Annotated in this window: 19 protein-coding genes and 2 pseudogenes; 8 read left to right on the forward strand and 13 right to left on the reverse strand. The window is 45.6% G+C overall.

Annotated elements, in window-relative coordinates; genetic code table 11:
• Positions 1-51 precede the first annotated feature (51 nt).
• The 4 genes from AXI59_RS12170 to AXI59_RS12185 form a co-directional block, all read right to left on the reverse strand.
• Positions 52-2,259: a DUF4129 domain-containing transglutaminase family protein gene (locus AXI59_RS12170; RefSeq protein ID WP_061528352.1), complete on the reverse strand. Its 2,208-nt coding sequence runs from the start codon at positions 2,257-2,259 to the stop codon at positions 52-54.
• Positions 2,260-2,279: 20 nt separating this feature from the next.
• Positions 2,280-3,461 carry a DUF58 domain-containing protein gene (locus tag AXI59_RS12175; protein WP_061528353.1) on the reverse strand — a complete coding sequence of 394 codons (1,182 nt, stop codon included), beginning with the start codon at positions 3,459-3,461 and terminating at the stop codon, positions 2,280-2,282.
• Positions 3,461-4,423, reverse strand: a complete 963-nt coding sequence (locus AXI59_RS12180) for an AAA family ATPase (RefSeq protein ID WP_061528354.1) — start codon at positions 4,421-4,423, stop codon at positions 3,461-3,463. Before AXI59_RS12180 ends, AXI59_RS12175 begins: the two co-directional genes overlap by 1 nt.
• A gap of 147 nt (positions 4,424-4,570) precedes the next feature.
• On the reverse strand, positions 4,571-5,446 hold the full coding sequence (locus AXI59_RS12185; protein ID WP_061528355.1) for a cation diffusion facilitator family transporter: 876 nt from the start codon (positions 5,444-5,446) through the stop codon (positions 4,571-4,573).
• Between the two features lie 399 nt (positions 5,447-5,845).
• Here AXI59_RS12185 and gabP point away from each other — a divergent pair, with 399 nt between their 5' ends.
• The 4 genes from gabP (at position 5,846) to AXI59_RS20035 (ending at position 9,569) form a co-directional block, all read left to right on the forward strand.
• Entirely contained in the window at positions 5,846-7,231 is a 1,386-nt protein-coding gene (gene gabP, locus AXI59_RS12190) for a GABA permease (protein WP_061520191.1), read from the forward strand.
• 108 nt (positions 7,232-7,339) lie between these two features.
• Complete coding sequence (gene cotA / locus AXI59_RS12195) at positions 7,340-8,878, forward strand: outer spore coat copper-dependent laccase CotA (protein ID WP_061528356.1); 1,539 nt, start codon at positions 7,340-7,342, stop codon at positions 8,876-8,878.
• Between the two features lie 205 nt (positions 8,879-9,083).
• The gene (locus tag AXI59_RS12200) at positions 9,084-9,296 is read left to right on the forward strand and encodes a cold-shock protein (protein ID WP_061520189.1); all 213 of its coding nucleotides are present in this window, start codon (positions 9,084-9,086) and stop codon (positions 9,294-9,296) included.
• 114 nt (positions 9,297-9,410) lie between these two features.
• Complete coding sequence (locus AXI59_RS20035; protein WP_167348374.1) at positions 9,411-9,569, forward strand: hypothetical protein; 159 nt, start codon at positions 9,411-9,413, stop codon at positions 9,567-9,569.
• A 33-nt stretch (positions 9,570-9,602) separates the two neighbouring features.
• On the opposite strand, the gene AXI59_RS12210 is transcribed toward AXI59_RS20035, so the two are convergent.
• Together AXI59_RS12210 and AXI59_RS12215 are read right to left on the reverse strand one after the other, a co-directional pair.
• Positions 9,603-10,646 (reverse strand): PD40 domain-containing protein, encoded by a 1,044-nt coding sequence (locus AXI59_RS12210; protein WP_061528358.1) that lies wholly within the window; start codon positions 10,644-10,646, stop codon positions 9,603-9,605.
• A 65-nt stretch (positions 10,647-10,711) separates the two neighbouring features.
• Positions 10,712-11,080, reverse strand: coding sequence for a septal ring lytic transglycosylase RlpA family protein (locus AXI59_RS12215; protein WP_061520186.1), 369 nt, complete (start codon positions 11,078-11,080; stop codon positions 10,712-10,714).
• A 362-nt stretch (positions 11,081-11,442) separates the two neighbouring features.
• Between AXI59_RS12215 and AXI59_RS12220 the strand changes: the two genes are divergently transcribed.
• From AXI59_RS12220 to AXI59_RS12235, 4 genes are all read left to right on the forward strand, one after another.
• Positions 11,443-12,483, forward strand: a complete 1,041-nt coding sequence (locus tag AXI59_RS12220) for a 2,3-butanediol dehydrogenase (protein WP_061520185.1) — start codon at positions 11,443-11,445, stop codon at positions 12,481-12,483.
• A 221-nt stretch (positions 12,484-12,704) separates the two neighbouring features.
• The gene (locus tag AXI59_RS12225; RefSeq protein WP_061520184.1) at positions 12,705-13,202 is read left to right on the forward strand and encodes an RNA polymerase sigma factor; all 498 of its coding nucleotides are present in this window, start codon (positions 12,705-12,707) and stop codon (positions 13,200-13,202) included.
• On the forward strand, positions 13,202-14,056 hold the full coding sequence (gene rsiV / locus AXI59_RS12230) for an anti-sigma-V factor RsiV (RefSeq protein WP_061520183.1): 855 nt from the start codon (positions 13,202-13,204) through the stop codon (positions 14,054-14,056). Before AXI59_RS12225 ends, rsiV begins: the two co-directional genes overlap by 1 nt.
• A 281-nt stretch (positions 14,057-14,337) precedes the next feature.
• Positions 14,338-16,254, forward strand: a complete 1,917-nt coding sequence (locus AXI59_RS12235; RefSeq protein WP_061528359.1) for an acyltransferase family protein — start codon at positions 14,338-14,340, stop codon at positions 16,252-16,254.
• Positions 16,255-16,301: 47 nt separating this feature from the next.
• Here the strand turns inward: AXI59_RS12235 and AXI59_RS12240 are convergent, their stop codons facing one another.
• The 7 genes and pseudogenes from AXI59_RS12240 to AXI59_RS12270 form a co-directional block, all read right to left on the reverse strand.
• Positions 16,302-17,306 (reverse strand): SPFH domain-containing protein, encoded by a 1,005-nt coding sequence (locus tag AXI59_RS12240; RefSeq protein WP_061528360.1) that lies wholly within the window; start codon positions 17,304-17,306, stop codon positions 16,302-16,304.
• A gap of 26 nt (positions 17,307-17,332) precedes the next feature.
• Entirely contained in the window at positions 17,333-18,097 is a 765-nt protein-coding gene (locus tag AXI59_RS12245; protein ID WP_061528361.1) for a TPM domain-containing protein, read from the reverse strand.
• Positions 18,097-19,122, reverse strand: a complete 1,026-nt coding sequence (locus AXI59_RS12250) for a TFIIB-type zinc ribbon-containing protein (protein ID WP_061528362.1) — start codon at positions 19,120-19,122, stop codon at positions 18,097-18,099. The genes AXI59_RS12245 and AXI59_RS12250 overlap by 1 nt, the downstream gene beginning before the upstream one ends.
• Positions 19,123-19,190: 68 nt before the next feature.
• Positions 19,191-19,877 (reverse strand): PspA/IM30 family protein, encoded by a 687-nt coding sequence (locus AXI59_RS12255; RefSeq protein WP_061528363.1) that lies wholly within the window; start codon positions 19,875-19,877, stop codon positions 19,191-19,193.
• 112 nt (positions 19,878-19,989) lie between these two features.
• Positions 19,990-20,307: a YjdJ family protein gene (locus AXI59_RS12260; RefSeq protein WP_061528364.1), complete on the reverse strand. Its 318-nt coding sequence runs from the start codon at positions 20,305-20,307 to the stop codon at positions 19,990-19,992.
• A 252-nt stretch (positions 20,308-20,559) separates the two neighbouring features.
• Positions 20,560-20,895: pseudogene (locus tag AXI59_RS12265) on the reverse strand (PfkB family carbohydrate kinase); the annotation flags it as partial.
• Positions 20,894-21,230, reverse strand: a pseudogene (locus tag AXI59_RS12270) (MFS transporter); the annotation flags it as partial. The pseudogenes AXI59_RS12265 and AXI59_RS12270, both read right to left, overlap by 2 nt.
• Between the last annotated feature and the right edge of the window lie 62 nt (positions 21,231-21,292).

The raw sequence follows: 21,292 nt of genomic DNA on the forward strand, positions 1-21,292 counted from the left end.
CTCCCATTTAACATTCATTTATTCTAACAACAGGAACATATGCGGTCAAGACTATCTTCTTTTAATTATATTTTCCCACAACTGTCTCGATTCATTCCAAAGCTCGGCTGGATTGTCATTGCGGTACAAGACCCGCTCGTAGCGGAGCGTGAGTTCAGACATATCTTCTGTTTCGTATGCAGCGTCTATTCTCGCGGCGAAATCACGCAGCGTTTCACCGTCACCCCTGCCGTATCCTTTTCTTTTCAGCTGGCGGAGCAATGCGGCATATGCGTCAAAAAACGCATCTTCATCTGTACGACGGTTCATCCTGGCGGCTTCAGCAAACGGAATCCATCGCGAACGGAAAATCCAGCCGAGCGCCGCTGCCGCTGCAATAATGATAATAGCCGCGGCATACGGCCAAAGATGTGCCGCCGCTTGTTTATGCAAAGCCGGTTTCGGCGTAAACTTGCGCTTTTCTTGTTCTTTCGGCGCAGCTTCCTTTTTCAGCTTTGTTTCTTCACGCTGCTTCTCGGAAGATTTCTCCGATTTTTCTGATGAGCCGCTGCCGTTTTTTGCAGAACTTTTCATATCTGACGTAAATTCCGTCGGATTGGTGAACCCTTTTGTCGGCTCAAATGTGACCCAGCCCTGATCCGGAAAATAAACCTCAACCCATGAATGGGCGTTGTTATTGGTCACTTCATAAATCGATCCGTTTTGGTTCCCGGCTGCTTTATATTCCCCGGAGGTATACCCCTTCACCCAGCGGGCCGGAATTCCCGCCGATCTCAGCAGCACGGCCATCGCTGAAGAAAAGTTATCGCAATAGCCTCTTTTCGTTTCGAAAAGAAACTGATCGACATAGTCCTGATCCTGTTTCGGAACTGCGACGTCTTGCGTGTTATACGAAAAGGCGGAAGACCCTAAATAATCTTCGATCGCTTTCGCTTTATCAAACATATTATGATGATCGCGCGTCAGCTTCTCTGCGAGTTTCTCCACCCTTTCCGGCAGATTCTCAGGAAGCTGTAAATACCGGTCATTAAATTGATTTTGCTCGCGATTTTGCTTTACTTTCACCTTTCTGAGTTCATTCAGTTTAAAGACCGGCGACTGAAATGTCAGCGTATACCGCCCCATATTCCGAATGTTGCCCACTTGCTCACTGACGGGTGTGATTTGCTCAGTGTTCCCGTTCATTTCAAGCTGGACGGATTGTTTCGGCTTAATCTTGGATAGGCCGATCGGATACATCACATGATTATAGAGGTAATTTTTGTCGATGGACACCTGCGCCGTATAACGCTTTGTCTGTACACTCCGGTCAAACCACAGGTCTTCCACGTTTCCCCTGTCAATTTTATAGGACATGCCTTGATCGGTTTCCACCCAGCCTTTTCCCGTATACGTATCCTTCGTTTCCACGCGGAAGTACGCCCGTTCTTTTCCTTTCCATGTGAATACGGGCGTGTCATCCTGCTGGAAAGGGCCGCCCAGCGTTTCATCATGGTTGCCGTAGCCGATTTTGCTTTCAGCGGCCGGCACTTGATGATGATTGGTGATTTTTTTGAGAAACGGGACGGGATCCGGCCAATTCGGTTCTGATTTCGGAGCGGCCAGGCCGAATACGACAGAAGCACAGATGAAAAGCGCCAGAGGGAAAAACCATTTGGCGATAAACCTTTTCTTAAACGCGATGTTTTCCGTCAGGCGAATGCGCTCCATGTACAAAAGCCCCATCATGAGAAAGCCGATAAAGACAATCCGGATGACGGAATATGTGGCATCATAAGGCGTAAATGTATCAAGCACCGTAATATACGCCACCGTAATGATAAAAAAGAATAAAATTTTCCGCTGATAAATCACCCAGTAATGCAGCAAATACACGAGCAGCCATAAAAGCACAAAAAACAGCAATGTCCGGAAAGACGGGTTCATCTCATTCCATCTTCCGGTTCCGATGTGCCCGGCATTCAGCATCACGTCCTGTAAAAAAGAGCTGAGCCATCCCGGATTCAAAATTGATCCTTTATAAAACAAAATATGAATGCTGATTAATGTAAACAGGATGCAAGACGGCACAGTTACGTACCATCTCATCCGAAAAAATGACATTAGAAATGTCAGGCCGATAAATACAATGAAAAAACCTGTATGTTTTGTATCCGTAAAATTGTGCAGCGGCCTGAGCCATTCCCATAACAATAAAAAAGCGAGAAAATAAAACAGCAGCAAGCTCAGCCTGCTTCCCTGGTTCTCGTCATGCGGCATGCGGCGCGCCACCTCTCTTTCTAAACAACATGAGACACCCGTCCGTCCCTGATCATTTGTACATTGATATTCTTTTGAGCGAAGCGGATAGCGAGTTTCCGTTCCAATTCCGGAAGCGCGGCATTCGTTTCTTTCGCAACGAAAACGGTCATGCTTGCTGAGCCGGCCTCAGCCTGCGCCAGCAGCTCCTCTGAGAGCCTGCCCGTAACGACGGCAATCACGGCCTGCCGCACGCGCCGGTTTGCCAGTTCTTCCCCTAGACGGCTGATCGGATTCGTGTTCACATCAGCGGCTGACGCTAAGTAACGCAGTATATTTCTGAAATGCTGCTCACCTTCCTGAACCGGAAAGACAGTGCGTTCATTACCCAATGGAACAAACCCGGCAAAAGAGCCGCCGATTAAAACTGTATAAAGAAGGGAAGCAGACGCTGACACCGCTGCTTCAAACGAAGGAGACGACTGGCAATCCAAAAACAGGACCAGATTCATGCTCGTTAGCGGTTCAAATTCCTTTGTCATTAATTCATTGCGGCGCGCCGATGTTTTCCAGTCAACCGCAGAAAACCGGTCGCCCGGCTGATAATTTCTGACGCTCGCGGCAACTGTGGAGCGGTGCATATGAAACGGCGCAGCCACACCCGCTCCTTCTTCCTGCCGGGCTGCATACGGCTTGTAACGAAGCTGCGAATACGCCGGATAGACTAAAATCGTATCCGCGATTGTAAAGGACGCCGTTTTTTCCAAAAGCCCGAGAACATCGCCGGTCCGCACTCTTACGGTATGTAAATGATGCTCTCCGCGGGGAACTGGCGACAATTGATAGTGAAGCGTCAGTTTTTTTCGGAACCACGGAAACATAAGCTTTTTGGCATGACGCCTTTCACCAAGCGTTTCCGGCATCACATCTTCAATCACCATATACATCAGCGGAAACGGCAGGCGCCGCTTCAGCGTAACTGTCACGAAAAGTTCGTCTCCCGCAGTTAATTGTGCGGCCGATGCTTCACGCGTCACCTGAAACGCCCGCAGCGGATACAGCGCGAGCAAGCCGGCGTACACTGTAAACGGCAAAAATGCATAAAATAAAAACCAGCTCACAAAGCCGCCCTGAAACATGGCATATGAGAAAACCGCTGCCATCAGCATGATCAGCACGAGCAGCTTCCAGCCATATACCAGCCAATACACTTTCTTTTTCATCAGCGGACCGACGCCCTTTGAACAGGAACTTTCACCGATGACAGGATTTCCTTTATAACCGCTTCCGGCGTTACTTCATTAAATTTCGCCTCAGCATGCAGAATCATCCTGTGCGGCAATGTGTACGGGGCCAGATACTGAATATCGTCAGGAATGACATAATCGCGATTGTGAAGCAGTGCATAAGCCTGCGCCGCTTTCATCAAGGATATGGAACCCCGCGGGCTTACGCCTAAATGCACAGACGGATGCCGGCGTGTCTGCTGGGTGATGCCGACGATGTATGCTTTAACGCCGTCATCCACCTGCACCTGCTCCAAATTTTTTTGCAGGCTGATAAATTGTTCTTTAGAAATAACCGGTTCCATTGTTTCAAGCGGATTTCGACCTTCCTGCAAAGACAAAACTTCAAGCTCCTCCTCGGCAGTCGGATAGCCCATCTTCAGCTTAAATAAAAACCGATCAAGCTGGGCTTCTGGAAGCGGGTATGTCCCTTCATATTCGACCGGGTTTTGAGTAGCCATCACGAAAAACGGCTCAGCCAGCGGCATCGTCTTTCCGTCTATCGTGACACTCCCCTCCTCCATTGCCTCAAGCAAAGAAGATTGCGTTTTCGGAGAGGTTCTGTTAATTTCATCGGCCAGCACGATGTTCCCCATAATAGGGCCGGGGCGATATTCGAATTCCATCGTTTTCGTATTGTAAATAGAGACACCCGTGACATCTGACGGCAGCAGATCCGGGGTGAACTGAATTCTTTTAAAGTCTGCTCCGATCAATTTAGCCAAAGCACGGACCATCATGGTTTTCCCGACTCCCGGCACATCCTCTAACAGCACATGTCCTTTAGCAAGAATGGCGGCCAGACTGAGTATGGCGGCGTCTCTTTTTCCTATGATTACTTTTCCAATATGGTCAACGGCTTTACCCAGCAGCGGATGCAGCTCTTCTTTATAAGCCATTCTTTTCCTCCTAGTCATCTCTCAAATTTCAATTATCGTAACCTAACTTTACCACAAAATATATCCAGTATAAAAAAACGTTCTCAGCAAATTTTTTCCAGTCCCCGACAGTAAAAAAGCTTCCCTGTGAAAGGAAGCTTTTCTGATTCATTTACTAAGCTGCAGAGGCTCCATGTGAACGTGTGAATGGTCAATGGCATGCTCCTCTTTCATTTTTCTTTCTACCTCATTAGCAATATCATGGCTTTCTTTAATATTCAAATCTGGCGATACCTCAATCACCACGTCAACATGGACGGAGCTGCCCAAATACCTTGCTTTAATATCTTTTAAGCGGCTGACGCCCGCAATCTGTTCAATCGTTTTTTTATAATCAGACATATCCTTGACATCAAAGCCGTCCGTTAACGAATGTGAGGACTCCTTGAAAATATCCCAAGCGGTTTTACAAATGATCAAACCGATGATAAACGCAGTGACCGTATCAACCCAGGCCAACTGGAACTGCGACGCGGAAATACCGACAAACGTGCCGATACTGACGAGTGCATCGGATTTATTATCAGCCGCGGCGGCTTGCAGCGCCTGGCTGTTTACCTTTTCAGCCAGCGTTTTTATATAGCGGTGCACGATCAGCATAACAGCGGCGCTGCCCGCCGAAGTCCATGCGGCGATCATATCAGGCGTCTCCTCTTTCACAGAGAAAATAGATTCCGCGGCGCTGAACAGCACCTGCATCCCCACCAGCATCATAATAATAGAAGCAATGAGCGATGCGACGGTTTCCGCCCGAAAATGCCCGTAAGGATGATCTTCGTCTGGAGGTTTTTGAGAGATGCGCAAACCGATGAAAACAGCGGCAGATGCCACAATATCAGTCGTGTTATTTAACCCGTCGGCAAGAAGCGCCTCAGAGTGGAATAAATAACCGATCACAAGCTTTACCGCGGACAATACAGCATATGCGGCAATACTGACAATCGCTCCGGTTTCGCCTTTTTTCAATTCATTATATCTCTCCACTGAAAAAACCTCCTTCCCGTTCACATTTTTTCTTTCATCATCATACAAAGCGATGGCGCAGTGGGTCTATAGAAACATGATTCACTCTCCACAGAAAAATAGTGAGCATAGAACTTTTTTGGATCAACGCAAATTAATTTCTTTTGCAAAAACCATTCTAATACCAATCGTACCAAGGCTTCTTGCCATCGGCCTTTTTTGGAATAAAATACAATTCTCTTAAATGGTCACAATGACAGAAAATTTTTTCTTTTTTCTTCCGGCATTTCAGGCTTGTTCAGCTGCCACACGAAGAAAAATGTTACATTTCCTCACACAATTTCTATTTGTCATATTCATTTATGATAGAATAATACTTGTCGGAATATTCAGCATAAATAAAATCAAAGGAGGCAAAGAATGAACCAGCCTAATTCTTTATCGAAGGGGTTAAAAACCCGGCATATGACGATGATTTCAATCGCCGGCGTGATCGGGGCCGGCTTATTTGTAGGAAGCGGCTCAGTCATTCATTCGACAGGACCGGGAGCCATTGTCTCATACGCATTGGCCGGACTTTTAGTCATTTTTATTATGAGAATGCTCGGGGAAATGTCTTCCGTCAACCCGACAAGCGGTTCGTTTTCACAGTATGCGCATGATGCCATCGGCCCGTGGGCCGGCTATACGATCGGGTGGCTGTATTGGTTTTTCTGGGTCATTGTCATTGCCATTGAAGCCATTGCAGGAGCCGGAATCATTCAGTACTGGTTCCCTGACATTCCGTTATGGCTGACGAGTCTGCTTCTGACTGTCTTATTAACGCTGACAAATATTTATTCAGTCAAATCCTTCGGTGAATTTGAATACTGGCTCTCCTTGATTAAGGTGGCCACCATCGTTGTCTTCTTAATCGTGGGCTTTGCTTTTATTTTCGGAATTGCCCCCGGCAGCAAACCGGTCGGACTGGCCAATCTGACGGGCAATGGCGGATTTTTCCCGCAAGGCATCAGTTCTGTCCTGCTGGGTATCGTCGTCGTCATTTTTTCTTTTATGGGCTCTGAAATTGTTGCGATCGCAGCGGGTGAGACATCAAATCCGGTCGAATCTGTGATGAAAGCAACCCGCTCAGTCGTTTGGCGCATCATCATCTTTTACGTCGGCTCCATTGCAGTTGTCGTGACTTTGCTTCCATGGAATTCAGCCAATATTTTAGAAAGCCCCTTCGTTGCCGTTTTGGGGCATATCGGGGTTCCCGCAGCCGCCCAAATCATGAACTTCATCGTGCTGACAGCGGTTCTGTCCTGCCTGAACTCAGGGCTTTATACCACATCAAGAATGCTTTATTCACTCGCAGAGCGAAACGAGGCGCCTCGCCGCTTTATGAAACTGAGCAAAAGAGGCGTACCCGTTCAAGCCATCATCGCCGGCACCTTTTTCTCTTATATTGCCGTTGTGATGAACTACTTTTCTCCCGACACCGTCTTCTTATTTTTAGTCAATTCATCAGGAGCGATTGCACTGCTCGTTTATCTTGTTATCGCAGTCTCTCAGCTTAAAATGAGAAAGAAAATCGAACAGACCGACCCTGAGTCTTTGAAAATCAAAATGTGGTTTTACCCTTACTTAACCTACCTGACCATCATCGCCATTTGCGGAATTTTATTATCTATGCTGTTTATCAGCTCAATGCGGTCTGAATTTCTTCTGACAGGATTTATTACGTTGATTGTCCTCGTCTCGTACGTATTCCGCAAAAAACAAAAACCGAAAGAGAGCGCTTCCGAAAGCCGTGTTGCGCAATAAACCGAAACACCCGCCTGAAAAAAGGGCGGGTATTTTTTTAACCAACCTGTTTCCGGCGGCATTAACTGTAGTACAGGATTTGAATAAACGATAAGGACAGGATGAATAATGGCACTTGAGAAATTTGCAGATGAACTTCCGATTATCGAAACCTTAAAGCCTCAGAAGCAATCAAACGGCAGCACCTACTATGAAGTTACCATGAAGGAATGCTATCACAAGCTGCACCGCGATCTTCCGCCGACCCGTCTTTGGGGATACAACGGGTTGTTTCCCGGCCCCACAATCGATGTGCAGCAAAATGAAAGCGTGTATGTTAAATGGATGAATAACCTGCCGCCGAGACATTTTCTTCCCATAGATCATACCATCCACCATTCGGAAAGCGGACATTCGGAACCTGATGTCAAAACCGTTGTCCATTTACACGGAGGAGCGACGCCGCCGGACAGCGACGGCTATCCGGAAGCCTGGTTTACCCGGAATTTTGAAGAAACGGGACCGTATTTTGAGAAGGAAATATATCATTATCCAAACAAACAGCGCGGGGCGCTTTTATGGTATCACGACCACGCCATGGCGATCACCAGGCTGAATGTGTACGCCGGGCTTGCCGGCATGTATATCATCCGCGAACAAAAAGAAAAGCGGCTGAAGCTTCCTGAAGGAGAATACGACGTGCCGCTCATGATTCTGGACCGCACATTAAATGACGACGGTTCTCTGTTTTATCCGAGCGGACCGGATCACCCTTCCGAAACGCTGCCGAAACCTTCAATCGTTCCGTTTCTTTGCGGGGAAACCATTCTCGTCAACGGCAAAGCTTGGCCGTACATGGAAGTGGAACCGAGAACATACCGTTTCCGCATCCTTAATGCGTCCAATACAAGAACATTTACGCTCGGACTGAGTAACGGCATCCATTTTATCCAAATCGGTTCTGACGGCGGCCTGCTCCCCCGGTCTGTCAAAACGCAGTCAATCAGCTTAGCACCGGCTGAGCGGTATGACGTGCTCATCGATTTTTCCGCCTTTAATGGAGAAAACATGATCTTAACCAACGGCACCGGCTGCGGAGGCGCTGTAAATCCGGATACCGACGCCAACGTTATGCAATTTCGCGTCACCAAGCCGCTTAAAGGAAAAGACACAAGCCGAAAGCCGAAATATCTTGCCGCCATGCCTGACGTGACAGCCCAAAGAATCCAACGCATCAGAACGCTCAAGCTCACAAACACTCAAGACAAATACGGCCGGCCGGTTCTGACACTCAATAACAAGCGATGGCATGATCCGGTCACAGAAGCGCCGAAACTCGGGACAACAGAAATATGGTCGATTATCAACCCTACACGCGGAACCCATCCGATTCACCTTCACTTGGTTTCCTTTCAAGTGCTTGACCGAAGGCCATTTGACATGGATCGGTATAACGAATTCGGCGATATTGTCTATACAGGACCAGCCATTCCGCCGCCTCCAAGCGAGAAAGGATGGAAAGACACCGTGCAAGCACACGCCGGAGAAGTCATCAGAATCGCGGCGGTTTTCGGCCCGTACAGCGGACGCTACGTCTGGCATTGCCATATTTTAGAGCATGAAGATTACGATATGATGAGGCCGATGGAAATAACCGATCTGCCATAAGCAAAAAGCACCCGCTTTTTCAGCAGGGTGCTTTTGATTTAAAAAAGGAAAAATACGATGGCACTTTTTTGCATATACTGTAATAACAGGAGGTTGCGATGTCCCCCTCAATGGAAATACGGATAGAAAAAGGAATTAGGAGTTTAGGGAAAAGTATGAGACAATGAAAGTGTGCACTAAAATTCATAAGGGAAGAAGTGACTTTATGTCTTACTACAACAAACGTAATCAGGAACCGCTGCCTAAAGAGGATGTAGGTACGTGGGAATGCACGAAAGAGGACTGTAATGGCTGGAGCAGAAAAAACTTTGCCGCCGCCAGTGATACCCCGACATGCCCTCTTTGCGGCAGTAAAATGATCGACGGCGTCCGTTCGTTGGTGAATCTCCAAAACAACAGTCAAACGGCATCAAGTTAGACCTCCCTTTTACGATTCTCAAACATAGAGAAGGCCTCCATGTCATCATATGAGAGGTCTTTGTGTTTTCATTACCTTTTTATGGTACAACGTGAAGAAAAAGGGGTGATTGACGTGAAAAACGATCAGCAGCATAAAGCTCTGAAAGAAAGGTCAAACCAGCAAAAAATCAACCTTGCCGCCCAGTCATTCATCGAAACACTTAACTTCGCCGTCCCGATTCTCCGATTCTTCAAATGGCTCGCCTCAGCCGCAGCCAGCTTTGTTCATTAAAAAACACCCAGCTGGCGCTGAGTGTTTTTTACGTTATTGTATGACAGAAAAGCTGTTGATAATGCCGTTGTCATTCTCCCAGACTTTTTCGCATTTTTTCGTATCCAGATGATAAGCGTAAATGGTGCGAACCTTCGCTTTCCGTCCGGTTTCATCTTTCAGACGCTTGGCTCCTTTGGCCTCCGCCATGAAATAAATGATGCTGCCGTCTTTAGAAAACTGAGGCTGAGCATCGATTAACGGCGTAAAATCCTTCTCATTTGAAATAATCGTTTCATATTTTTTCGTTTTGACGTTCATCAGCCGAATGGACGCTTTTTGTTCCGTCCCTTTTTGTGTATACGATGTAAAAACGAGATTCTTTCCGTCAGGTGACATCGCCACATCACTGATAAACTGTTCAAGACTCGTCAGATTCTCAAGGGCGCCGCTCGTTCCAGCCGCAACATGCACCTTGGCCGGTTCAGGATCTGTCCCCTTTTCATTTGCCTCATCCGTTTTTTTATAGTCCTCTTCCACCGAATAATGCAGAAGCGCAAATGAGTTTTTCTTGCGGTTATAAAAGAAATTGCTGACACTGTCGTCTTTATTATCCGCCGCAGGAAACAAATTTTCATAACGTTTTGTTTTCAAGTCAAAAGACGCGAGGCGAAAGTTATCCTCATCCGCTTTGCCCAGCCGGAAATAAATGTGTGACAGATCCTTTGATAAAAACAAACTGTCTGCGCTCGCCGATCCTTTATACAGTGTGCTCTTTTGTTTCGTCTTTACATCAAGCTTATACAGACGCATCTCATTCTGATCATTATTGCCGACATAATAAAGCACCTGATGAGCGTCATCCAGCGCAAAAGCCGGATACGCCGAGAGTTTTTCCTCGAGCAGCACTCGGTCATCTTCGTAATATTTCGTCAGCAGATCAGTGTCTGTAATGGAAACAAGCAGCTTATCATGCCCGCCGGAAACAACGGCTGCCCCGCCTCCATCGCTTTTTCCTTTCATCAGTAAAACGGCCGCAATCACCGCTGCCGCCGCAACAGCCGCTGCGATGATCCAGATCAATCGTTTTTTATTCATTATGATTCTCTCCGTCAATCAGAAAAAGCAAGAATCAGTCTCCTTGCTTTTTAAGATGGTCTATTTTAATAGCTGTAATGTCCGGCTACTCTTCCTTTGCTTAACGGATATCCCAGCGCTTTGAACGCTTTCGGGCTTACATCCAATACGGCATTCGGCAGACGGCCGACATCATTTTTATATACTGTAATAACCTTTTTCGGTTTTGCTTTCGCATAAGCTCTGATTTTTGTTCCGTTTCTCGGAACGTCAAATCCTAATTTTGTCGCACAATCCCAATGTCCCAGTTTTTTACCGGAAGATCCTTTTTTGCCGACTCCATTATACCACGTAATATTTCCGCTCACTTTTTTAGCACTTGCATCAGAGGAGTAACTGATCGCTCCCAGCGTACTTCCTGCTAAAATCAAAATGGCTAAGAATAACTTCTTCAAGCTTTCGTCCTCCTGACATGTTTTCTACTAGGCAAAATTATACACCAAGAAGACTGTTATAATATTTCAATCACTTTACATGTTCATTACAGCTTAGAAGGGAGTCAGGCACACAAATATGACACAATTTCCTGCACTATATAATTCCATGGTAAATTATACTACAAAATTTAAATCATTAGAGGTATAATATTCCTAGAGTATTTCTGCATTCAATATGGACTTTTATAAGGCCTATTGATATTTGCGTAATATGATATATTTTGAGAAATCAGGCTTTAGGAAACACTTTATTCCATTCATCACGGTTCATATTGATCATGTACCTATACTCGTTTCTATCAGACTAGGAGTGATAATCAATGAAAGCGGCAAGATGGCACAATCAAAAAGACATTCGAATCGAAAACATTGATGAACCTAAAGCAGAACCGGGAAAAGTCAAAATCAAAGTCAAATGGTGCGGAATTTGCGGAAGCGACCTTCATGAATATCTGGGAGGCCCTATCTTTATTCCGGTCGGCAAACCGCATCCATTAACAAACGAAACAGCGCCTGTCACAATGGGCCATGAATTCTCAGGTGAAGTCGTTGAAGTCGGAGAGGGCGTCAAAAATTACAGCATCGGCGACCGTGTTGTCGTTGAGCCGATTTTTGCCACGCACGGGCACCAGGGAGCCTACAACCTTGATGAGCAAATGGGCTTTTTAGGATTAGCCGGAGGAGGCGGCGGATTTTCTGAATATGTCTCCGTCGACGAAGAATTGCTGTTTAAGCTTCCTGAAGAACTTTCTTATGAACAAGGCGCTCTTGTTGAGCCTTCAGCGGTTGCCCTTTACGCCGTCCGTCAAAGTAAATTAAAAGCGGGCGACACGGCTGCCGTTTTTGGCTGCGGACCGATCGGGCTGCTTGTCATTGAAGCTCTGAAGGCAGCGGGCGCTACAGATATTTACGCGGTGGAACTCTCACCTGAACGCCAAGAAAAAGCAAAAGAACTCGGCGCCATCATCATTGACCCGTCAAAAACGGATGATGTCGTCGAAGAAATCGCGAAACGCACAAACGGCGGCGTTGATGTTTCTTATGAAGTAACAGGCGTCCCTGTTGTTCTCCGCCAAGCGATTCAATCAACAAGCATCGCGGGTGAAACAGTCATCGTCAGCATCTGGGAAAAAGGAGCGGAAATCCATCCGAACGATATCGTCATAAAAGAGCGGACCGTCAAAGGCATTATCGGCTACCGTGACATTTTCCCTGCCGTCCTTTCTCTCATGAAAGAAGGCTACTTCTCAGCAGATAAACTCGTTACTAAAAAAATCGTTCTTGACGATTTGATAGAAGAAGGCTTCGGTGCGTTAATTAAAGAGAAAAATCAAGTGAAAATCTTAGTTAAACCAAACTGAGTTTTCTCACGATGAAAGAGCAATTGCTCTGCCGCAAAACCGAATACACAGACAAAACCCAAAAGAGCCGTTTCAAGGCTCTTTTTTTTTATCTCTCCCCGCTTCCTTCGTTTTTCTTTTAAAAATGATGCCATCTGGGCAAACTATTTTTCACACTGTCCCGTCTATCCTAAGGTAACAGCCTATGATACGTATTTTCGAAAAAGGAGCCCTTTATAGCAATGAACAACGAAACAGCCAAAGCGTCGCTTGTCACGTGCATAACTGAACGCAAGGAAGACTTTTACCGGTTGGCCTACAGTTATGTAAAAAATCAAGATGACGCGTTAGATATTGTACAGGAATCGATTCAAAAAGCGCTGTCGTCTGTCGATTCCGTCCGAAATCCCGATACGATTAAAAGTTGGTTTTATAAAATTTTAGTGCGTACTGCCATTGATTTTCTCCGCAAGCAGAAAAAACTTAAAGTGATGCACGACGAAACGATCGAGTTTTTAAGCCGCGGAAAGGAAGATCACTACAAAGACACGGACCTTCATGAAGCGCTTGAAGATTTGCCGCACCAATATAAAACAATCATTATTCTGCGTTTCTTTGAAGACTTGAAATTAGAAGAAATCGCAGAAGTTACGGGGGAAAACATTAATACCGTCAAAACACGCCTATACAGAGGCCTGAAGCTCATGCGCATTCATTTGACGAAGGAGGATCTTTCTTAATGGCAAAGAGATTAGAACAATTAAGAGAAGAGTATAAAAATGTGCCCATTCCTAAAGAGCTGGACAGCATTGTCGAAAAAGCCCTTCAGCATAGACCGAAAAAGAAACGAATCATCATGTGGCCGACAGCCGCGGCAGTGGCAGCGGCTGTATTATTCACCGCCATTGTCAATATCAATCCTTGTGCAGCGCAAGCCATGTCAAAGATCCCAGTCATCGGCAAAGTCGTCCAAGCCATCACATTCGTCGAAATAAAAGAAGAAAAAGATCAATCAAGCATTCATGTGAAAACGCCAGCTCTGTCCGGCCTTTCCAATCACGAGCTTGAAAACAGCATCAACCAAAAATATTTGAAAGAAAGCAAGCAGCTATATCAGGAATTTATGAAGGCGACATCCAAAAAAAATAAAGAAAAATGGCATCTCAACGTCTACAGCAATTACGAGACAGTGACAGATACGCCCGATCTTATTTCAATTCACCGTGTTATACAGTTGTACGGTAACACCCAAAGCCGTTATATCACCATTGACAAAAAAAATGAAAGCTTGCTTACATTAAAAAGCTTATTTAAAGATGACCGGTATATTAAAGTCATTAGCCAAAATATTAAAGAACAAATGAAAAAGCAAATGAAGGAGGATCCGGATAAAACCTATTGGTTCACCGATGAAGATATAGCTCCCTTCAAAAAAATTCATGCTGATCAAAACTTCTACATTACAGAGCATCACAAACTCGTCATTTCATTTGACAAATATGAAGTGGCACCCGGCTATATGGGCGTTACAAAGTTTGAAATTCCGACTTCCGTTATCTCAAACCTGCTCGTCGGAAACCGCTACATCCGGTAATAAAGAAAAAATCCATGATTCCCTCAGATCATGGATTTTTTCTGTCCGGCCTCCTTTTTCCCCATTGGTAACAGCCAATTGATATGGGGGCCCTTTTCACTATATAGACGCTATACATGGACAAAAAAGTTTAAGACATTCAACACATTTCATTTATTTTTCCTGAAACAAAATCCCCACCCGTTTGCGTCTATTAACGGAATGAATGGAAAACTGTACAGAATTCTGCCATGAACATCCGCACAACAGCGAATAACCGCACACATTATTGGAGGAATACCATGTTAGACAAGACACAACATCGCCGCTATATCCCCGGACTGGACGGACTTCGGGCTTTTGCCGTACTGGCAGTTATCGCTTATCATCTAAACTTCAATTGGGCCGACGGCGGCTTCATTGGCGTTGATATCTTTTTTGTTTTATCAGGCTATTTAATTACATCGATCATATTGCCTGCGCAAGGAAATGACATCACCCTGGATTTTCGCGATTTTTGGGTGCGCCGGATTCGGCGGCTTCTGCCGGCGGCTTACCTCATGATCATCACAACTGTTATATGGGTCGTATTGTTCAACCAGGAGCTTCTGCATACAGTACGCGGAGATGCGGTCTCCTCTCTCTTTTACATAAGCAATTGGTGGTTTATTTTCCACAAGCTTTCCTATTTTGACAGCTTCGGTTCTCCTTCTCCGTTAAAAAACCTTTGGTCACTGGCCATTGAAGAACAGTTTTATATCATATGGCCTTTCATCCTGCTTGCGGGAATGTATATATGTAAAACACGGGCCCGGCTTGCGGCCGCGGTTATGTTCCTCGCGTTATGCTCAGCCGTTATGATGAGTATCATGTATGTGCCGGGCGGAGATCCGAGCCGTGTCTACTACGGGACCGATACACGTTCATTTGAGCTGCTCATCGGATGCTCGTTAGCCCTTGTGTGGCCGATGAAACGACTGTCATCGAAACGGCTGCCGAGCAGCTTGAAACATAGCCTGCGCGGCACCGAGCTTGCCGCTTTTGCCGTGTTACTGGTTTGTTTCGTTTCCGTTGATGAATATGAGCCCTTCCTTTACAGGGGCGGCATGCTTTTGATCAGCATCACCGCAGCCGTCCTCATAGCATGTGTATGCCATCCAAGCAGTTTTTTAGGACATGTGCTCTCATGGAAGCCTCTGCGCTGGATCGGAACGAGATCATACGGCATTTATCTCTGGCATTATCCCGTTATCGTGTTAAGCACACCTGTGCAAGAAATCGGAAATCCGGTGTATTGGCATGACGCTATTAAGATTGCCGCAACGTTTATACTGGCCGAGCTTTCCTATCATTTTCTTGAAAAGCCGATTCGCACGGACGGCTTCAGGCCATTTTTCCGCCGGGTTTTTCTGAACAGATTTCTGGAATGGAAAACGGCCTCTGTCATCAGCAGGATGTCGATGGGCCTCATTCTTGCCGCCATCCTCATTTTTGCGGGCGGACTGTCCGGATTAGTCGAGGGAAAAAAACAGCCGCAATGGACATATTCGCAAAGCGCCCAAGAAACAAACGCGGATTCAGATCAGCCGCAAGACCATGATAAACCGGCAGCGGGTGAAAAGAAAAAGAAAGACGAGAAACCGAAAACAGCTTCAGCACAAGACAAGAAAGAAACAAAAAGAAAAACAGATGCAAGCGCGCACGAAGAAAAAAAGAAGCACTCATCTCAGCAGGCAGCGAATCAAAAGCCGGCCCACTCTGATAAAGAAGTGTTAGCTATAGGAGATTCCGTTATGCTGGACATCGCAGCAAGTCTCCGGAAGTCTGTTCCCCATGTCACGATCGACGGGAAGGTGGGAAGACAAGTCTCCCAAGCGCTTCAGCTGACATCGGAATACGCGTCATTTAATCAACTGGGTAAAAATGTAATCATTGAGTTAGGAACGAACGGCTATTTCACAAACAGCCAAATTGAAGAACTGCTTAACTCCTTCTCAAAAGCCCATATCTACCTCGTTAATACACGCGTGCCGCGGCAGTGGGAAAGCAAGGTGAACGAGTCATTGCGCCAGCAGGCAAACGCCCGCCAAAATATTACGTTAGTGGATTGGCATTCTGAAGCCCTTCGGCACCCGGAATATTTCACTCCTGACGGTGTACATTTGGTGCCTAAAGGAGCCGAAGCATTAACCGCTCTTATCGTCCAAGCAATGAAATAATTACAGCCAAAAAAGAGGCCCTCTAAGAGCCTCTTTTTTGTATTCCATTATACGAGCTTATGGCCGCAATTCGGGCAGAAATTCGCTTCGCCCGTTTTTGTGCCGCAGTTCGGACAGAAATTCGGCTTAGCCGCACCTTCCGATCCATTTGAAGGAGCTGCCGTCTGATTCTGCTGGTTTTGATTTTGCTGTGACTGGTTCTGCTGATTTTGGTTCATTTGGTTCATCATTTGATTCGCCATATTCATTCCCATCATCATACCGGCCATATCAGAGGCAGCGCCGCTTCCGCTCATTTTTCCGGACGCCATTCCGTCTGTCATGGAAATCTGCTGGTACCGATTCACATCGCCCACCATGCCGTAAGAAGCATTTTTCGTTATCATATCCTGAACTTCCTGCGGATAGTTAAAGCTCATAATATTGAAACCCGTGATCGACATGCCGTCTCCGATAAGCTGCATATCCAAGTCTTCCTGAATCCCTTTCCCGATCTCAAAGGAATTCGATTGCAGATTAAACATGTCTTTTCCTTCTCTTGTGATCCATTTCATCAGAAGCTGATCAAGAATAGACGTTATCCGTATTTTAATGTCTTCCACTAAGTAGCTGTCTTTGACACCGGCAATTTTATCAATCAAGCCAATGTAATCGATGACCTTAAAGTTAAATGTTCCGTTTGCCCGGATCGGCATGCCCCCCGGCATTCCCGCCGCCGGAATGTTAATGGCGTTTTTCGTGCCCCACTTCACGGTGAATTCCTTCGTGTTGACAAATAACACCTCGGCCCGCATTCCGCTGTTAAAACCAAATTTAAACCCTTTTAACGTCGATAGAAACGGGATGATTTCAGATTCAATATCATAATCGCCGTCATCACGGAAGATCCCTTCAATCTTGCCGTTATATAAAAAGATGGCATCTTGGCCGGCCCGAATGATCAGCCGGCTCCCCTTTTTGATTTCACGGTTGTTCCATTTATAGAAAACCATATCATCTCTAAACTCTTCCCATTCCACAACATTCGCTAACTGATTTCTGAAAAAGCCCATGTATGATCAATTCCTTTACGTATGATTTAAAAACTTCCTTTGCTGCCGCTGTAAGAGGTGCCGCCCCTTGTGACTCCGCCGCTGCTGTCATTATCTTTATCAGACGGCTTTCTTTCTCTTGTGACGGTCGTTCTGATATACGTGTCATGCTGGTTCAGCACTTCAGACGTGTCGTGATTCATATACGTGCTGCCGGTGACGGTGACCTTGCCGCCGGAATTGTACACCATCACAGTAACGGCAATCCCCGCAACCGCCGCGGCGACAATCAGCTGAAACCACCATTTAAACAACAGGCTGTCAGACTGGTCTCCGGGGCTTTTCCCCATATCTTTATAGGACATCTTCATATACGTTTGAAACGCCTTATCATAATGCCCGGCTGAAATGTCCGAGGAAATTGTATTCCTGATCGTATTCAGCCTGCTGCTGTCCAAATACTTCTCCGCCTTTTGATACCCGGAGATAAAGACTTCCCTATCCTTCATATCGATGGTCAATATCGCCGCGCTGCCGTGAAAATGGCTGTCATAAAAATCTCCGGCGTATTGCGCAATGTCCTTACCGTCCGTTCCGTTTACGGTGAGGATGATAAAATCAGTTTTCCGTTTTGCGCCCAGCTTGCCTGCCAATGCCTCAAGCTTCCCGGTTTCTTCTTTCGTTAAAAGATTAGCATTGTCATAGACATATTGCTTCTGCCCGGAAGCTTCTGCCGATGTATGTACTGCAAAAGAGAGAAGCAGCAAAAAAACGAAGCAAACGAGAAACGCTTTTCCGATATATGTTCTCATCAAAAACCGCCTCCTATCATCAGTGAGACGAGTCTTAAAGCTAAAAACGTCCCGGCGGCAATTCCGCCGAACCACGCAGCCACTTTTCCGGAGCTGATCGGCGGTTTGCCGACCACCTTGCCGGTCTGTCCGTTCATCGCAAAAATGTGCTCAGTCCGCTCATAATCGTAACTGACCATCCATACCGGAAGCAGCACATAAAAGCTGTTCATTTTGTTTGTGTCAATATCTTCATCCGTAATATCGACCGTTGTATAACCGGAGAAGGTGGATCTTACATAAGAATCAATATAATGGCTGATTTTATCCTTCGCCCGCGGCAACAGATCGTCATCGGTATAATTATATTTTTCCGCTATATACCCTGCTAAATAAGCTGTATTGAACTCCTTCAGCCCACTATAGGAATACGGCTCCAATTTGTCCATCAATTCATCATTCATTTTTTCTGAAGCGTCAACCGGAATCTTGAGATAATCAAGGTTGATATCACGGAACGCGTTGAAATACTCCGTCTCCGTAACCCGGTATTCCCCATCATCATAATGATGCACTCTCGTACAAACGGCGTTGACTTGCACCTTGCTGTTTAAGTCAAACATCCAAAACGGGACATACATGCCGGTGATATTCTTCACCCGATCGGCTGACATAAAACCTTTCGGCGTCAGACGGCCGTTTCTGCACCATTTTTTAAATGCGCTCATCGCCTCGTCCTTGCTGATTGTAAAAGGAATGACCATCGTGGGCGCAAGATTTCCCGATAAACGGTCGGCAAGAACGGCGGCTCCTCCGCAAAACCCGCACGTTGTGGCGGTCGTTTCCGCCTCCGTCATTAACACGGCCCCGCAGTTCTCACAGCGATACTCATTCGCTTCATGTTCGGAAAATCTCGTCGTAATATATTCTTTTGGCAAGCTTTCTATCTGATCCTGTCTGCCGCAGCTGTGGCAGGTTAACTTGCCTGATGTACTGTCAAAGACCATATCATCGCCGCAGTTCGGACATTTATAAGAAATGATCATCTCTGTCTTCTCTCACTTTCGCTTTATATCGGACAAAGCTGCAGCCCTGCTAAGCTGCAGCCTTTTCTTTATTGGTCTTTACTAAAAAGCATTTTCTGCTTCAGCGCCGCCAGCTCATCATCCACACTGCTGGAATTGCTGTCGTATTTCGCCGTCAGCTCGTCAATATCATCTTTCGGAGACGCATTCAGCTCCGCCATTGCATTTGCCTGATCAAGCGCTCGGTTCACCTTATCTTCCATTCTCCCGAAAGCTGACATCGATTGGCTCGTATTTGAAACGGAGGCCCCCAGTTTATTCATTCTCTCCTGTGTTTTCGCCACAGACCACTTCGCTTTGATGGCGTTTCTGCGCGACTCAAGCTCACCGATATCAGAAACAAGCTTGTCATGCATGTTCCGCATTTGAGACGCATTGGAAGAAGCGATCTGATAAGCCGTTTGCAGCTCAGACAGTCTTGATTCAACAGAGGTTTTCCTTTCCAGAAACGTCCTCGCATCCGCTTCATTGCCGGCCTGTAAAGCCTTCATCGCATAGCTTTCCATCTTCTCCGCATCAGCCTGGCACTCTGTTAATGCTCTTTTCGCCCGCTGCTCCTCAGCCATAACAGAAGCCGTCTCCGCCTTTACTTTTCCTAAATCGCTGTTTAAGTTCCGCAAATATTGATCAACCATTTTTTCAGGGTTTTCCGCTTTATCTAACAAAGCATTGATATTGCTCGACATGATATCTTTAAATCTCCCCAAAACACTCATATTCTCATTTCCTCCCAAATAAATAGTAACAAGTTCACAGTTACTTATACTGTTTTTTTCAGAAAAGGTTTCATTTTTTCTTGCATTCATGTATAAATATATGACAATAGTCTTACTTATTCAATTTATGCCGCCGCACATCCCTCATCACCAAAAACAGCGAAAACAAAATATAAATAAACAAACAAACCATTAAACCGCTCACAAACGGATAATGCTTCGCAGAATAAATAAAGAAATCAAGCTGCGAAATCTGTTCAGGACTTGTAATCGTATCCGTCCCGTTCAGCAGCTTTGAAAATTTAGCCGTATAATTCCAATCAAACGAATCAGAAACAAGCTCACTCCCCTGATACCAATTCACAACAGCAAGACAGAAAAAACAAAAAACAGAAAACGCACATTGCACGATAAGAAATATACTTTTCATTGAAATCCTCCACGGTTTGTTATCTTATGTATCATTTTTCCGGCCATATGATAAATGACGGCAGTAAAGGAAACTTGGTTTTACTGACAGCTCATAAAAAGTTTATTGGATGTACTTCACATTGGTTCAATTTAATGGATACCTTTATAAAGTATATCGTAAAAAAGAACGGGTTCAGATGAAAATCCCTCAAAGTAAATAAAGAGGATGCTTCCCAAAGTCCAGTGACTTTCAAGAAACATCCTTAATGTTTTACAAAGAAACTTCAACCTCTTTCATACTGGGCAGTGCATTAATCGCTCCAATTTTAGTGCATACAACAGCTCCCACCTTATTGGCAAATGACACAAAATCACGCAGCTTCGCAAAATCAGCATCGGCAGTTTGAATCTCATCCGTATGTGCCAGTTGATACAGCGCCTCGCCGACAAAAGCGTCTCCCGCTCCTGTTGAGTCAATTGATGTAACCGGAATGCTTGGAATGATTTCATTATCTTTTCCATTCGAAAGAAGAGTTCCGCTTTTTCCAAGTGTCACAGCAACAATGTCAGCTCCGATCTCATGGAGGATCGCAACGTCCTCTTTATGATAACGTCTTTTTAATGCCTTGTTTTTTCTCTTTTCAGGCGAATCCGCTCCCGCACAGTAAAGAAACTAACTAGATTCAAAACGAGGCTCACCGCCGCATAGATCTGGAATCCAAACGCCTGATTTTCCCCTCCAATGGCAGCCGCAAGCGACGTCGCCCAGGAAATAGATAAAAGAATTCCGACATAAACCAAAATCATCCGGGGTGTTGTGAGAACCGTTCGTTCCACCAAAGAATTAATCATTCGTCCCGTTAAGCTATTCACCCGAATCGTCTGCATAATAAAGGACATCCTAAGCAGAATATACGTAATGTATGCATATACCATATTCCCCAAGGTCTAACTTAGAAAGAGCAATCTCACGCTGTTCCTTAGACAATACAGAATAGGCCAAC

This window comes from Bacillus nakamurai, from assembly GCF_001584325.1.
Lineage (GTDB): Bacteria > Bacillota > Bacilli > Bacillales > Bacillaceae > Bacillus > Bacillus nakamurai.